Raw genomic sequence first — 14,905 nt, 5'->3', positions numbered from 1 at the left:
GATACCTTGAGACGTCTAACCCTTGCGTTAGATGCCATGGGTGGGGACTTCGGTCCTTCCGTGACAGTGCCTGCAGCATTGCAGGCACTGGACTCTAATTCCGAGCTAAATCTTCTATTAGTCGGTGACCCCGACGCCATCACGCCATTACTTGCCAAAGCTGATTTTGAAAAACGCTCACGTGCGCAGATTGTGCCTGCGGAGTCGGTTATTGCCAGTGATGCAAGGCCTTCGCAAGCGATCCGCAATAGTCGCGGATCCTCAATGCGAGTGGCGCTTGAGTTAGTGAAAGAAGGGCGAGCGCAAGCTTGCGTAAGCGCAGGAAATACCGGCGCTCTGATGGGCCTGGCTAAATTATTGCTCAAACCGATTGAAGGAATTGAGCGCCCGGCGCTGATGACGGTGTTACCGCATCAGCAAAAAGGTAAAACTGTCGTGCTGGATCTCGGTGCGAACGTTGAATGTGACAGTAATATGTTGGTGCAATTTGCGATTATGGGTTCTGTGATGGCAGAGGAACTTCTCGGCATCAGTTCTCCCAGAGTCGCGTTATTGAACATTGGCGAAGAAGAGACAAAAGGTCTCGACAGCATTCGCGATGCATCAGCATTATTAAAAACAATGCCTTCTATCAACTATATTGGTTATCTTGAAGCGAATGAGTTGTTGACGGGAAAAACCGACGTATTGGTGTGTGATGGCTTTGTCGGTAACGTCACCCTTAAAACGATGGAAGGGGTTGCAAGAATGTTCCTCTCGCTTTTGAAATCTCAGGGCGAAGGGAAAAAAAGGTCGTGGTGGCTAATTATATTGAAACATTGGTTACAAAAAAGCCTGAGCAGGCGATTCAGTCACCTCAACCCCGACCAGTATAATGGCGCCTGTCTGTTAGGATTGCGCGGCACAGTGATTAAGAGTCACGGAGCGGCCAATCAGCGAGCGTTTGTTGTCGCGATTGAACAGGCAGTGCAGGCGGTGGCGCGGCAAGTCCCTACCCGGATTGCTGCCCGCCTGGAATCAGTATTACCCAAGAGTGACTGACGTACATGTATACGAAGATTATTGGTACGGGCAGCTATCTGCCTGAACAAGTGCGTACCAACGCCGACCTGGAAAAAATGGTGGATACTTCTGACGAGTGGATTGTCACCCGTACAGGTATTCGTGAACGCCATATCGCCGCGCCAAACGAAACCGTGGCAACGATGGGGTTTGCAGCAGCAACTCGCGCCCTGGAAATGGCCGGTATTGATAAATCCGAAATCGGCTTAATCATTGTTGCCACCACGTCCTCAACACACGCTTTCCCAAGCGCGGCTTGCCAGGTGCAGGCAATGTTGGAGATCAAAGGTTGCCCGGCGTTTGATGTCGCAGCGGCTTGCGCAGGTTTCACCTATGCATTAAGCGTTGCTGATCTTTACGTGAAGTCTGGCGCAGTAAAACACGCACTGGTGATTGGCTCTGACGTGCTGGCACGTACTTGCGATCCAACCGATCGTGGAACGATTATTATTTTTGGTGATGGTGCAGGTGCTGTTGTGCTTGGCGCTTCCGAAGAACCGGGCATCATCTCCACCCATCTGCATGCAGATGGTCGTTACGGTGAGCTGTTAATGCTGCCAAACGTCGATCGCGTGAATCCTGAAAATTCAATTCACCTGACCATGGCGGGTAACGAAGTCTTTAAAGTCGCGGTGACTGAGCTTGCTCACATCGTTGATGAAACCCTGGCTGCCAATAACCTCGACCGCTCGGCGCTCGACTGGTTAGTGCCACATCAGGCGAACCTGCGCATTATTAGCGCGACGGCGAAAAAGCTGGGCATGTCGATGGATAACGTGGTTGTCACGCTCGACAGACACGGAAATACTTCGGCGGCTTCCGTACCGGCAGCGCTGGACGAAGCGGTTCGTGATGGACGGATTCAACGTGGCCAACTGGTATTGCTCGAAGCCTTCGGTGGCGGCTTTACCTGGGGTTCAGCACTGGTTCGTTTTTGATTATTAGGGATTTAACCATGACTCAATTTGCTTTTGTTTTCCCAGGCCAGGGTTCGCAAGCGGTAGGTATGCTGGCAGAAATTGCAGCAGCAAATCCTGTTGTAGAAGCCACTTTCCGTGAAGCTTCTGACGTGCTGGGCTACGATTTGTGGGCATTGACCCAACAAGGGCCAGCAGAAGAGCTGAACAAGACCTGGCAGACACAACCTGCATTGCTGACAGCATCTGTTGCATTGTGGCGTGTCTGGCAGCAGCAGGGCGGCAAAAGCCCTGTGTTGATGGCTGGTCATAGCCTGGGCGAATATTCAGCTCTGGTTTGTGCAGGCGTGATTGATTTCGCCGACGCAGTGCGTCTGGTTGAATTGCGCGGCAAATTGATGCAGGAAGCGGTTCCTGCGGGCACTGGCGCAATGTATGCCATCATCGGTCTTGATGATGCATCTATTGCCAAAGCCTGCGAAGAAGCCGCTCAAGGTGAAGTGGTTTCTCCGGTGAACTTCAACTCACCAGGTCAGGTAGTGATTGCGGGCAACAAAGACGCTGTTGAGCGTGCAGGCGCAGCTTGTAAAGCCGCCGGCGCAAAACGCGCTCTGCCACTGCCTGTCAGTGTGCCCTCTCACTGCGCACTGATGAAACCCGCGGCGGATAAACTTGCCGTCGCGCTGGAAAATATTACTTTCAACGCGCCAGCAGTTCCGGTTGTGAACAACGTGGACGTGAAGTGCGAAACATCACCAGAAGCTATTCGTAGCGCGCTGGTACGTCAGTTGTACAGCCCTGTACAGTGGACTAAATCTGTAGAGTTTATGGCAGCGCAGGGTGTGACCCAGCTGCTGGAAGTAGGGCCAGGTAAAGTGTTGACTGGTCTGACAAAACGTATTGTTGACACACTGACTGCATCGGCCATTAACGAGCCAGTTGCATTGTCAGCGGCGCTCGAGCAATAAGACGAGGGAAACCCATGAGTTTTGAAGGAAAAATTGCGCTGGTAACCGGCGCAAGCCGCGGTATCGGCCGCGCAATCGCGGAAACCCTTGTGGCCCGCGGTGCGAAAGTTATCGGCACTGCGACCAGCGAAAGCGGTGCGCAGGCGATCAGTGATTATCTGGGCGATAACGGCAAAGGTTATATGCTGAATGTAACCGATCCGGCTTCAATTGAAGCTGTTTTGGGAAATATTCGCGCAGAATTTGGCGAAGTCGATATTCTGGTTAATAATGCCGGTATCACTCGTGATAACCTGTTAATGCGCATGAAAGATGACGAGTGGAACGATATCATCGAAACCAACCTGTCATCAGTATTCCGTCTGTCAAAAGCGGTAATGCGCGCTATGATGAAAAAGCGTCATGGTCGTATTATCACTATTGGTTCTGTGGTTGGTACCATGGGAAATGCTGGTCAGGCTAACTACGCTGCGGCGAAAGCGGGTCTGATTGGTTTCAGTAAATCACTAGCACGTGAAGTTGCGTCTCGTGGTATTACTGTAAACGTTGTTGCTCCGGGCTTTATTGAAACGGACATGACGCGTGCGCTTTCTGATGAACAGCGTGCGGGTATACTGGCGGAAGTTCCAGCGGGTCGTTTAGGCGACGCAAAAGAAATCGCCAGTGCTGTTGCATTTTTAGCCTCTGACGAGGCAGGTTACATCTCTGGTGAAACCCTGCACGTCAATGGCGGAATGTATATGGTTTAACCACGATACAAAATATTTGCGTTATTTGGGCGAATGCCCGCAAAATAGCGTAAAATCGTGGTATGACCTGCCGGGATTTAGTTGCATCTTTTTCAACATTTTATACACTACGAAAACCATCGCGAAAGCGAGTTTTGATAGGAAATTTAAGAGTATGAGCACTATCGAAGAACGCGTTAAGAAAATTATCGGTGAACAACTGGGCGTTAAGCAGGAAGAAGTTATCAACTCCGCTTCCTTCGTAGAGGACCTGGGCGCTGATTCTCTTGACACCGTTGAGCTGGTAATGGCTCTGGAAGAAGAGTTTGATACTGAGATTCCGGACGAAGAAGCTGAGAAAATCACCACTGTTCAGGCTGCCATTGATTACATCAACGGTCACCAGGCGTAAGTGAACATCTCCAGGCGGTCATTCGACCGCCTGAGTTTTATCTAAGTGTCCCACTAGTATTATTTTTTCCCTCCCTGGAGGACAAACGTGTCTAAGCGTCGTGTAGTTGTGACCGGACTGGGCATGTTGTCTCCTGTCGGCAATACCGTAGAGTCTACCTGGAAAGCTCTCCTTGCCGGTCAGAGTGGCATCAGCCTAATCGACCATTTCGATACTACCGCCTATGCAACGAAATTTGCTGGCTTAGTAAAGGATTTTAACTGTGATGACATCATTTCGCGCAAAGAACAGCGCAAAATGGATGCCTTCATTCAATATGGAATTGTTGCTGGCCACCAGGCCATGCTGGATTCTGGTCTGGAAGTAACGGAAGAGAATGCAATCCGTATCGGCGCCGCAATCGGTTCTGGTATCGGTGGTCTGGGTCTTATCGAAGAGAACCACTCCTCGCTGGTGAACGGTGGTCCACGTAAGATCAGCCCATTCTTTGTGCCGTCGACTATCGTGAATATGGTGGCAGGTCATCTGACCATTATGTTCGGCCTGCGTGGTCCAAGCATTTCCATTGCTACAGCGTGTACTTCTGGTGTGCATAACATCGGTCAGGCAGCGCGTATGATCGCTTATGGCGATGCAGACGCAATGCTGGCAGGTGGTGCAGAAAAAGCCAGTACTCCGTTGGGCGTGGGTGGCTTTGGTGCTGCGCGTGCGCTTTCTACCCGTAATGACAACCCGCAAGCGGCAAGCCGCCCGTGGGATAAAGACCGTGATGGTTTTGTGTTGGGTGATGGTGCGGGCATGATGGTACTCGAAGAGTACGAACATGCTAAAAAGCGTGGCGCGAAAATCTACGCAGAAGTTGTTGGTTTTGGTATGAGCAGCGATGCTTACCACATGACTTCACCGCCAGAAAACGGTGCAGGTGCTGCACTGGCAATGGAAAACGCACTGCGTGATGCAGGTATTACCCCAGCGATGGTAGGTTATGTGAATGCGCATGGCACTTCCACACCAGCTGGCGATAAAGCTGAAACGCAAGCGGTTAAGACTATTTTTGGGGAAGATGCCTACCGCGTTCTGGTAAGCTCAACCAAGTCTATGACCGGTCACCTGTTAGGCGCTGCTGGGGCCGTAGAGTCAATCTACTCCATCCTTGCGCTGCGCGATCAGGCGATTCCACCAACCATAAACCTTGATAACCCTGACGAAGGTTGCGATCTGGACTTTGTTCCACACGAAGCACGCCAGGTAAAAGGAATGGAATACACTCTGTGTAACTCCTTCGGGTTTGGTGGTACAAACGGCTCACTGATCTTCAAGAAGATCTAAACCGTCTCCATAAAGGGCTCGCTTGCGGGCCCTTTATGCATCTGAAATTTCTCCCTCTTGCTGTAAATCCTTCGCACTGGCACTCTTAACTCACGAAACATTGAGGAGTTGTTATGTATTTAATCAATGGTGAGCGAACCGAAACTTTAGCGGCGAACGATCGCGCAGTGCAGTTTGGCGACGGTTGTTTTACGACATCTCGCGTAAGTGACGGTCAGGTCAGATTTTTAGAACAACATCTCATCCGTTTGCAGCAAGCCTGCGAAAAACTCCTTATTCCGTTTGCCGACTGGTCACTGCTAAAAAGCGAAATGCAGCAGCTCGCTTCAACACAAAAGCAGGCCGTTTTGAAAGTCGTCATTACTCGCGGCAGTGGTGGGCGAGGATACAGTGCGGCAAACTGCCAGCAACCGACACGTATATTATCCGTTTCCGCCTATCCTTCGTTTTATCCGCAGTGGCGCGAGGAGGGTATGAGCCTTGCGCTAAGCCCGATTCAGTTAGGAATTAATCCGTACCTTGCAGGGATTAAGCACCTCAATCGCCTCGAACAAGTGCTGATTCGTACGCATCTTGAACAGACGCAAGCCCAGGAAGCCCTGGTTCTTGACAGTGATGGGTGGCTTACGGAATGCTGTGCCGCGAATTTATTCTGGCGTAAAGGCACGCAGGTATTTACACCGTATGTAGATAAATCTGGTGTAAACGGCACTATGCGCCAGCATATTATCTCCTGTCTTGCCGGTTCTGCCTGGCAGTTCACGCAAGTTCGGGAAAGAGTAGGCACGCTGGCCCTGGCCGACGAAGTACTAATTTGCAACGCATTAATGCCGGTTGTTCCTGTTAAACAGGCTGAATCCTGGCAATTTGAATCTCGTGAGCTTTATCAATTTTTAGCACCACTTTGTGAGTAACCGATTAACAATGAAAAAGATGCTACGTTTCTTTCTGCTGCTGTTAGTGGTGTTAGGTGTGGCGGCAGGCGTTGGCTTGTACAAAGTCCGCCAGCTTGCTAATAGCCATCTGACTATTGAACAAGAAACCATATTCACCCTTAAGGCGGGTACGGGTCGTCTGGCGTTGGGTAAACAGCTGTACGAAGAAAAACTGCTCAATCGCCCGCGCGTGTTCCAGTGGCTGCTGAAAATTGAGCCGGACCTCGCCAATTTCAAAGCCGGGACTTACCGCTTTACGCCGCAAATGACCGTGCGCGAAATGCTTAAACTTTTAGCCAGCGGTAAAGAAGCGCAATTCCCCATCCGTTTTGTGGAAGGGACGCGCCTGAGCGACTGGCTGAAACAACTGCGCGAAGCGCCATACATCCAGCACACGCTCAAAGATGATAGCTATTCTACGGTTGCTGAAGTCTTAAAATTTGAACATCCAGAATGGGTGGAAGGCTGGTTCTTCCCGGATACCTGGTTATATACCGCGAATACGACGGATGTTGCGCTACTCAAACGTGCACATGAGCGCATGGTTAAAGCGGTACAAGCTGCGTGGGATGGCAAAAAAGACGGTCTGCCGTACAACACGCAAAATGATTTAGTTACCATGGCTTCGATTATCGAGAAAGAAACTGCGGTTGCAGCAGAACGTGATCAGGTCGCTTCCGTGTTTATTAACCGCCTGCGTATCGGTATGCGTTTACAAACCGATCCGACGGTAATTTACGGCATGGGTGAAAGCTATAATGGTAAGCTGTCACGCAAAGATCTGGAAACCCCGACGCCGTACAACACCTATGTCATAAGCGGAATGCCGCCTGGCCCGATTGCCATCCCGGGTGATGCGTCGTTACAGGCTGCGGCTCACCCGGCGAAAACGCCTTATCTTTATTTCGTCGCGGATGGAAAGGGCGGCCACACATTTAATACTAACCTTGCCAGCCACAATCAGGCTGTGCAGGTCTATATCAAAGCGTTGAAGGACAAGAATGGTCAGTAAATTTATCGTCATCGAAGGGCTCGAAGGAGCAGGGAAAACTAACGCGCATAACGTGGTAGTTGCGACCTTAAAAGAGCTGGGCATCACCGATCTGGTGTTCACGCGTGAACCCGGCGGAACTCCTCTGGCAGAAAGATTGCGCGAGCTGACGCTGAATAACAAAGGCATCGGCGATGAAATAGTGACGGATAAAGCCGAAGTGCTGATGTTCTACGCAGCGCGTGTGCAGTTAGTGGAAACCGTCATCAAACCGGCACTGGAGCGGGGAGCATGGGTGATTGGCGATCGTCATGACCTCTCGACGCAAGCCTATCAGGGCGGCGGTCGTTGTATCGATCAGCAATTACTCATGGCGCTGCGTAATACCGTACTTGGTGATTTCTATCCGGACCTGACGATTTATCTCGATGTGACACCTGAAGTTGGCCTGAAGCGTGCGCGTGCGCGTGGCGAACTGGATCGCATCGAACAGGAATCTTTCGACTTCTTTAACCGTACCCGTGCGCGTTACCTCGAACTTGCCGCTACCGACAGCCGCATTCGTACGATTGATGCGACACAATCGCTCGAAGACGTTTCGCAGGCCGTTCGTAGCGCCGTACTTGAGTGGGCTAAGGAGCTGGCGTAATGAAATGGTATCCATGGTTACGCGCACCGTTTGAGCAAATTCTCAGTCAGTACCAGTCAGGTCGCGGGCACCATGCATTACTGCTTCATTCATTATCCGGCATGGGTGACGACGCGTTAATTTACGCTCTCACGCGCTGGATAATGTGCCAAACGCCGCAAGGTAATAAAAGCTGCGGTCAATGCCGCAGCTGTCAGTTGATGCAGGCGGGTACGCATCCGGACAGCTATGTCATTGCCCCGGAGAAAGGTAAATCGAGCCTCGGCATTGATGCTATCCGCGAAATGACTGAGAAGCTTTACAGCCATGCACAGCAGGGCGGGGCAAAAGTCGTCTGGCTGGAAGATGCCGGGCTTCTCACCGAAGCTGCGGCAAACGCATTATTGAAAACTCTCGAAGAGCCGCCAGCTAAAACCTGGTTTTTCCTCGGTTGCCGCGAACCGGCCCGTTTGCCAGCAACATTACGTAGCCGTTGCCTTTACTGGTATTTAACTCCTCCTGACGAAACCTTCGCGTTGGCCTGGCTTGCGCGAGAAATCACTCTGGAGAGCGCACAATTGCGAGCGGCATTGCGTTTAAGCTCCGGCGCTCCGGCAGGCGCTCTGGCTTTGCTGCAACCTGATTCATGGAAACACCGTCAGGCGTTGTGTGACAAACTTAGCGAATCCTGTGCGACGAAAAACATGCTGGCTTTGTTGCCTGCTTTAAACAGCGACGATGCCGCGGTTCGACTTCACTGGTTATCTTCGCTGCTGGTTGATGCACTAAAATGGCAGCAAGGTGCAACAGCCTGGCTGACCAATGACGATCAGCAAGCTTTAGTCGCCAATCTTGCCAATAGTGCGACACCTGCGATGTTGCAAGCCATACTTCATAGCTGGTTTGCCTGTCGTGAATCACTGCTCAGTGTGGTGGGCGTGAACAGAGAATTATTGCTGACTGAAAAATTACTCACCTGGGAGCGTTTAATGCAACCCGGTGCACTCCTTCCTGGATTCCATCTTTAAAGAGTATCTGTATGTTCCTGGTTGACTCACATTGCCATCTCGATGGCCTCGATTATCAATCCCTGCATAAAAGCGTTGATGACGTTCTGGAAAAAGCGGCCGCGCGCGATGTGAAATTCTGCCTTGCCGTTGCCACCACGCTTGAGGGTTATCGCAATATGCGCCAACTGGTGGGCGAGCGTAATAACGTGGCATATTCCTGTGGCGTCCATCCGCTCAATCAGGCCGAAGATTATGACGTTGAAGAACTTCGCCGTCTTGCCGCCGATCCGGGCGTGGTCGCAATGGGTGAAACCGGGCTGGATTATTTCTATACCCCGGAAACCAAGCCACGCCAGCAGGAGTCATTCCGTCATCACATTCAAATTGGACGTGAACTCAATAAACCGGTGATTGTGCACACGCGTGACGCCCGCGCCGATACGCTCTCGATTCTCCGTGAAGAGAAAGTGACAGACTGCGGTGGGGTACTACACTGTTTTACAGAAGACACAGAAACTGCTGGAAAATTGCTCGATATGGGCTTTTATATCTCTTTTTCCGGTATTGTGACCTTCCGCAATGCTGAACAACTCAGGGAAGCGGCGCGTTATGTGCCACTGGATCGCATACTTGTGGAAACTGATTCACCTTATCTCGCCCCAGTGCCGCATCGTGGCAAGGAAAACCAGCCTGCAATGACGCGTGACGTGGCGGAATATATGGCGGTGCTGAAAGGGGTTTCACTTGAGGAATTGGCCGTTGCGACGACAAAAAACTTCGCTACGTTGTTCCATATTCCTGACTCCCGCTTGCAATCTGCCTGATAAATCAGACTTATTTTAAAGCTCGTAATTAATGATCGAAGCGAGTAAAGTGCACCGCCACAAAAAGGGCGGTGCAGGCCGTTTTTGTAACATTCAGAAACGCGTTTTGTAAATTTATGAAAGTTTTTCATATGGCCTTTAGAGAAACGTGATAGCCGTCAAACAAACTTTCATGGATTTATTTTACTCTGCGTAATAAATCAAAAGGCACTTAGATGCCTGTTTATGGACCGGATCTCCCCCCAGTCCGATGCGCATAACGCGTAAAAAAAAGCACAAATACTCAGGAGCACTCTCAATTATGTTTAAGAATGCATTTGCTAACCTGCAAAAGGTGGGTAAATCGCTGATGTTGCCAGTATCCGTACTGCCAATCGCAGGTATTCTGCTTGGCGTCGGTTCTGCAAACTTCAGCTGGCTGCCAGCAGTGGTTTCTCATGTTATGGCGGAAGCGGGCGGTTCAGTCTTCGCCAACATGCCGCTGATTTTTGCTATCGGTGTTGCATTAGGCTTCACAAATAACGATGGCGTTTCTGCATTAGCCTCTGTGGTTGCATACGGCATCATGGTTAAAACCATGGCAGTTGTTGCGCCATTGGTTCTGCATATTCCTGCGGAAGAGATCGCGGCAAAACACTTGGCTGATACCGGTGTTCTGGGCGGGATCATCTCGGGTGCCATTGCAGCCTACATGTTTAACCGTTTCTATCGCATCAAGCTTCCAGAATATCTGGGCTTCTTCGCGGGCAAACGTTTCGTGCCGATCATCTCTGGTCTGGCTGCGATCTTCATGGGCGTTGTGCTGTCCTTCATCTGGCCTCCAATCGGTACGGCTATTCAGACCTTCTCTCAGTGGGCTGCTTACCAGAACCCGGTTGTGGCATTCGGCATCTACGGTTTCGTAGAGCGCTGCCTGGTACCATTTGGTCTGCACCATATCTGGAACGTTCCATTCCAGATGCAGATTGGTGAATACACCAACGCTGCGGGCCAGGTATTCCACGGCGATATCCCACGTTACATGGCAGGTGACCCAACTGCGGGCAAACTGTCAGGTGGCTTCCTGTTCAAAATGTACGGTCTGCCTGCTGCGGCTATCGCAATCTGGCACTCAGCTAAACCTGAGAACCGTGCAAAAGTCGGCGGCATCATGATCTCCGCTGCGTTGACCTCGTTCCTGACCGGTATCACCGAGCCAATCGAGTTCTCCTTCATGTTCGTTGCTCCAATCCTGTACATCATCCACGCGGTGTTGGCAGGCCTGGCGTTCCCAATCTGTATCCTTCTGGGTATGCGTGACGGAACTTCCTTCTCTCACGGTCTGATTGACTTCATCGTGCTGAGCGGAAACAGCAGCAAACTGTGGTTGTTCCCAATCGTTGGCCTGTGCTACGCAGCGATTTACTACACCGTGTTCCGCGTGCTGATCAAAGCACTTGACCTGAAAACTCCAGGTCGTGAAGACGCAACTACCGAGACTTCTACCACTTCCACAAGCGAAATGGCACCAGCTCTGGTTAGCGCGTTCGGCGGCAAAGAAAACATCACTAACCTGGATGCGTGTATTACCCGTCTGCGTGTTAGCGTGGCCGACATCTCTAAAGTCGACCAGGCTGGCCTGAAGAAATTGGGTGCGGCAGGTGTAGTGGTAGCTGGTTCAGGTGTTCAGGCAATCTTCGGTACTAAATCCGATAACCTGAAAACTGAAATGGATGAGTGGATCCGTAACAGCTAAAAAGTAGTTGGGGAGAACTGAGGGAGGCCAGTCAAATGGCCTCCCTTTTTTATTGCCGTCTTTAGGTTTTGTAGGGCGGATAAGCTTGCGTCATCCGCCAGCGTGTAAATCAGAAGGTGTAATTCGCGCTAACGGAGAAGTTACGCGGTGCGCCGTAGACAATCCCACGACTATCAACGTTGGTGTCGTAAGATTTATCAAACAGGTTATCGATATTCGCCTGTACCGAGAACGCTTTCGTCACGTTATAGCGGGCGAATAAATCAACCAATGCGAAACTGCCTTGCTCTGAACGATATGTGCCACCAGGGACAGGAACGTCAGACCAGACATGGTCTTGCCAGTTTACGCCACCACCCACCGCAAGAGCCTGGAGCATTGGCAAACGATAACTGGTAAACAGCTTAACGCTGGTACGAGGCAGATTTGGGTTAACCGCATTGCCATCGCTATCCTCAGCAACATAACGCGTCGCGCCAAACGACATCTGCCAGTTATCCGTCAGTGCGCCATTCACTTCGAATTCAACTCCACGGCTCACCGTGCCGTCAGCTTCACGATAAGCTGTTTCGCCATTGGTGCCAGGAATAACCAGACCGGTGGATTGCGCCAGATGATCTTGTTCGATGCGGAAGGCGGCCAAAGATGTCGTTAAACGGCCACTCATCCAGTCAGCTTTTAAACCCGCTTCGTAGTTATTGCCGGTAATTGGCGAAAGATATTTCTGCTCCACATCGCGCTGAGTTTGCGGCTTAAACACCGAGGTGTAACTGGCGTAAGTCGACCAGGTATCGTTGATATCAAACACCACGCCGGCGTATGGAGAAGTATTATTTTTCTCCAGTTGTTGGTTCAGCGTGTCCAGATTGTATTTGGTATAACGCGCGCCAACGATCAGGTGCAGCGGGTCGGCAAGGGTCACGCGCGTCGCCATGTAGGCCGATTTTTGATGAATCGTATCTTTCTGCGCGAGGCTTAATGGGCTCCAGTCAGTTTCAGGGAAGTCACCATTGTAGTTGTTGTAATTGCCAAGCTCGGTGTCGCTGATATTGGCCCACGCGCTGTAATAGGTATTGTTCTGGCGCGAATAGCTGGTGCCGATCATCAGTTCATGCTGGCGACCGAACAACTCATATGAACCGTTGGCAAAGGTATCTAACGCATCGACTTTGCGCTTCCCGGTGTTGTAACCCGTGCCTCCAACGTAAGGATATGACGGGCCATACGGGCTAACCAACATGCCGGTGGATTTATCGACCAGGCCATCAAGATAAAGTTGTTGGCTATCCAGCGTCGTTTCCGTATGTGTCGCATTGACCGTCAGTTGCCAGTCATAGCCCAGCATTTGTTTGAGGGTGGCAAAAGTACGCTTCGTTTCTTTGTCGTTGTAGGCCCAGTCAGGTGCGGTGCTGTAGCTACGGTCTGGATGGGTTTTGCTACCATCGGTGTACCAACGCGGAATCCCGCCCCAGGTTGGGTTATTGACGTTGGTTTCCTGGTAGTCATAGCCAACAGATAAGCTGGTCGCGTCGGTCAGGTCCGCATCCACAACACCATAGAAGAATTTCTTCTTCTGGTTATAGCGGTCAACCCAACTGTCGTTGTCCTGATAACCTGCTACCATTCGGCCGCGAATATTGCCGTTGTCGGTCAAAGAGGTAGACAAATCTGCGACGTAGCGCTGTTTGTCCCAACTGCCGTATTCAGCAGAGACGCTGGTGGTGAATTCACGGCTGTCGGCGTGTTTACGCACCATGTTGATGGCAGCAGAAGGGTTGCCCGAGCCTGTGGTAAGGCCATTTGCGCCGCGCACCACTTCAATGCGCTCATAGATTGCAGTATCAGAAAGCGCATCGCCGAGATTCCAGTTGGACTCGAACAGCGTCGGAATACCATCCACCATAAAGTTATCAATGGCAAAACCGCGTGCGTAATAGGTTGCGCGGTCAGAATCAGCGTAGGTCTCGCTTATCCCCACGGTGTTATTGAGCACATCGCCCAGGGATTCCAGCTTCTGATCCTTCATCCGTTGTTCACTGATAATGCTGACGGATTGAGGAATATCTCGTGGAACCAACAGCATTTTGGTGCCGCTGGTGGTGGTTTTGACACTGTAATCTTGTGCATCTTCAGCATCGCTGGCGTTCGCCTGCGTGCTTTCTACAATCAGTGTATCTTCGCTCTTTTTCTCCGCCGCGAAAGCAGTAGAGGGCATCAGCGCGAAAGCGATAGAGGTCGCCAGAATAGAGAGTGTACTGGCGGGTGCGAGCCGACCATCCCTGGTAGAAGTGGTGAAAGACATCATAAACCCTTAATGGATGTTGGAAGTTGCGTCCCTGTGCCAGTGGAATCCGGTCACGGAGTACAGCGTTTTTTGCATACAATATATGAATGAAAATGCAAATGAGAAATATACGCATTCATATGAATGGTGTAAACATTTGTTACTCTACAAATGAAATGTTGTTTTAAACCTGTATTGAGGAGGGATTTACGGTGCGTAAGGCAAGTTCGTGACCTGAAGTGTGATAAAGAATTACTGGCTTATGGTTGAAAGAGAGTGAGTAACTCGCTCATACTCTTACGTTATGCCCGTCACACAATGAATAAATAAAGGTAACGTCATGGCCGAAGAAACCATTTTCAGCAAAATTATCCGCCGCGAAATTCCGGCAGATATCGTTTATCAAGATGATCTAGTGACTGCATTCCGGGATATATCGCCGCAGGCACCTACCCACATCCTTATTATTCCTAATATCCTGATCCCAACGGTAAATGATGTCACCGCAGAACATGAGCTGGCTTTAGGGCGCATGTTAACGGTTGCAGCTAAAATTGCAGAGCAGGAAGGGATTGCCGAAGACGGTTATCGATTGATCATGAATTGTAATCGTCACGGCGGGCAAGAGGTTTACCACATACATATGCATCTGCTCGGTGGCCGCGTGCTTGGGCCAATGCTGGCGCATAAAGGATAAGTTAATGAAAACTAACCCGCTGTTAATGCTTCTTTCCCTTGTGCTGATGGTGGGATGCAGCTCCAAACCTGCCATTCCTGTCAACGACAGGCAAACACTGGTGATGGAAGCGTCGGTGTTGGCGGCGGGTATCAGTGCTGAAAGTCCTGAAATTTCAAGTGACAACGGCGCCACTGTTTCACGCAGTCAGTTGTATAATGAGCAGTCGAAGCCGGTCATCATCAACTATCGTTTTTATTGGTATGACGCGAAGGGGTTGGAGATTCATCCTCTGGAACAACCGCGCACGATAACGCTACCGGCGAAATCCAGCGTTTCGGTGTCATCTATAGCCAGTTATCCAGACGCACGTAAAGTCCGTCTTTATCTCTCTTTATAAGGGGTG

At 50.7% G+C, this 14,905-nt stretch carries 15 protein-coding genes; 14 read left to right on the top strand and 1 reads right to left on the bottom strand.

Features of this window, described 5'->3' with window-relative positions:
- Window positions 1–6: 6 nt before the first annotated feature.
- From plsX to ptsG, 12 genes are all read left to right on the top strand, one after another.
- Window positions 7–1,041: a phosphate acyltransferase PlsX gene (gene plsX, locus DY231_RS14795; protein ID WP_072011149.1), complete on the top strand. Its 1,035-nt coding sequence runs from the start codon at window positions 7–9 to the stop codon at window positions 1,039–1,041.
- Between the two features lie 5 nt (window positions 1,042–1,046).
- Complete coding sequence (locus DY231_RS14790; RefSeq protein ID WP_115629505.1) at window positions 1,047–2,000, top strand: beta-ketoacyl-ACP synthase III; 954 nt, start codon at window positions 1,047–1,049, stop codon at window positions 1,998–2,000.
- Window positions 2,001–2,017: 17 nt separating this feature from the next.
- Window positions 2,018–2,947 carry an ACP S-malonyltransferase gene (gene fabD / locus DY231_RS14785; RefSeq protein WP_115629502.1) on the top strand — a complete coding sequence of 310 codons (930 nt, stop codon included), beginning with the start codon at window positions 2,018–2,020 and terminating at the stop codon, window positions 2,945–2,947.
- Between the two features lie 14 nt (window positions 2,948–2,961).
- Window positions 2,962–3,696 carry a 3-oxoacyl-ACP reductase FabG gene (gene fabG, locus DY231_RS14780; protein WP_034456162.1) on the top strand — a complete coding sequence of 245 codons (735 nt, stop codon included), beginning with the start codon at window positions 2,962–2,964 and terminating at the stop codon, window positions 3,694–3,696.
- Between the two features lie 154 nt (window positions 3,697–3,850).
- The gene (gene acpP, locus DY231_RS14775; RefSeq protein WP_034456161.1) at window positions 3,851–4,087 is read left to right on the top strand and encodes an acyl carrier protein; all 237 of its coding nucleotides are present in this window, start codon (window positions 3,851–3,853) and stop codon (window positions 4,085–4,087) included.
- 87 nt (window positions 4,088–4,174) lie between these two features.
- A complete protein-coding gene (fabF, locus tag DY231_RS14770; RefSeq protein ID WP_115629499.1) occupies window positions 4,175–5,416 on the top strand; it encodes a beta-ketoacyl-ACP synthase II in 1,242 nt (413 codons plus the stop codon).
- A gap of 113 nt (window positions 5,417–5,529) precedes the next feature.
- Window positions 5,530–6,330 carry an aminodeoxychorismate lyase gene (pabC, locus tag DY231_RS14765; protein ID WP_115629497.1) on the top strand — a complete coding sequence of 267 codons (801 nt, stop codon included), beginning with the start codon at window positions 5,530–5,532 and terminating at the stop codon, window positions 6,328–6,330.
- A 10-nt stretch (window positions 6,331–6,340) separates the two neighbouring features.
- On the top strand, window positions 6,341–7,363 hold the full coding sequence (gene yceG, locus DY231_RS14760; protein WP_115629494.1) for a cell division protein YceG: 1,023 nt from the start codon (window positions 6,341–6,343) through the stop codon (window positions 7,361–7,363).
- Entirely contained in the window at window positions 7,353–7,991 is a 639-nt protein-coding gene (tmk, locus tag DY231_RS14755) for a dTMP kinase (protein ID WP_115629492.1), read from the top strand. Before yceG ends, tmk begins: the two co-directional genes overlap by 11 nt.
- A complete protein-coding gene (gene holB, locus DY231_RS14750; protein ID WP_115629489.1) occupies window positions 7,991–8,998 on the top strand; it encodes a DNA polymerase III subunit delta' in 1,008 nt (335 codons plus the stop codon). The genes tmk and holB overlap by 1 nt, the downstream gene beginning before the upstream one ends.
- Before the next feature lie 11 nt (window positions 8,999–9,009).
- Window positions 9,010–9,804 (top strand): metal-dependent hydrolase, encoded by a 795-nt coding sequence (locus tag DY231_RS14745; RefSeq protein ID WP_115629486.1) that lies wholly within the window; start codon window positions 9,010–9,012, stop codon window positions 9,802–9,804.
- 301 nt (window positions 9,805–10,105) lie between these two features.
- Window positions 10,106–11,539: a PTS glucose transporter subunit IIBC gene (gene ptsG, locus DY231_RS14740; RefSeq protein WP_115629484.1), complete on the top strand. Its 1,434-nt coding sequence runs from the start codon at window positions 10,106–10,108 to the stop codon at window positions 11,537–11,539.
- Window positions 11,540–11,648: 109 nt separating this feature from the next.
- Here ptsG and fhuE read toward each other — a convergent pair whose 3' ends face one another.
- On the bottom strand, window positions 11,649–13,841 hold the full coding sequence (gene fhuE, locus DY231_RS14735) for a ferric-rhodotorulic acid/ferric-coprogen receptor FhuE (protein WP_115629481.1): 2,193 nt from the start codon (window positions 13,839–13,841) through the stop codon (window positions 11,649–11,651).
- Window positions 13,842–14,163: 322 nt separating this feature from the next.
- Here fhuE and hinT point away from each other — a divergent pair, with 322 nt between their 5' ends.
- A complete protein-coding gene (hinT, locus tag DY231_RS14730) occupies window positions 14,164–14,520 on the top strand; it encodes a purine nucleoside phosphoramidase (RefSeq protein WP_115629479.1) in 357 nt (118 codons plus the stop codon).
- Window positions 14,521–14,524: 4 nt separating this feature from the next.
- Window positions 14,525–14,899 (top strand): YcfL family putative periplasmic lipoprotein, encoded by a 375-nt coding sequence (locus tag DY231_RS14725; protein ID WP_115629476.1) that lies wholly within the window; start codon window positions 14,525–14,527, stop codon window positions 14,897–14,899.
- Window positions 14,900–14,905 lie beyond the last annotated feature (6 nt).

The sequence above is a fragment of the Buttiauxella agrestis genome (genome assembly GCF_900446255.1).
Lineage (GTDB): Bacteria > Pseudomonadota > Gammaproteobacteria > Enterobacterales > Enterobacteriaceae > Buttiauxella > Buttiauxella agrestis.
This window is presented reverse-complemented; position numbering and strand designations above follow the sequence as displayed.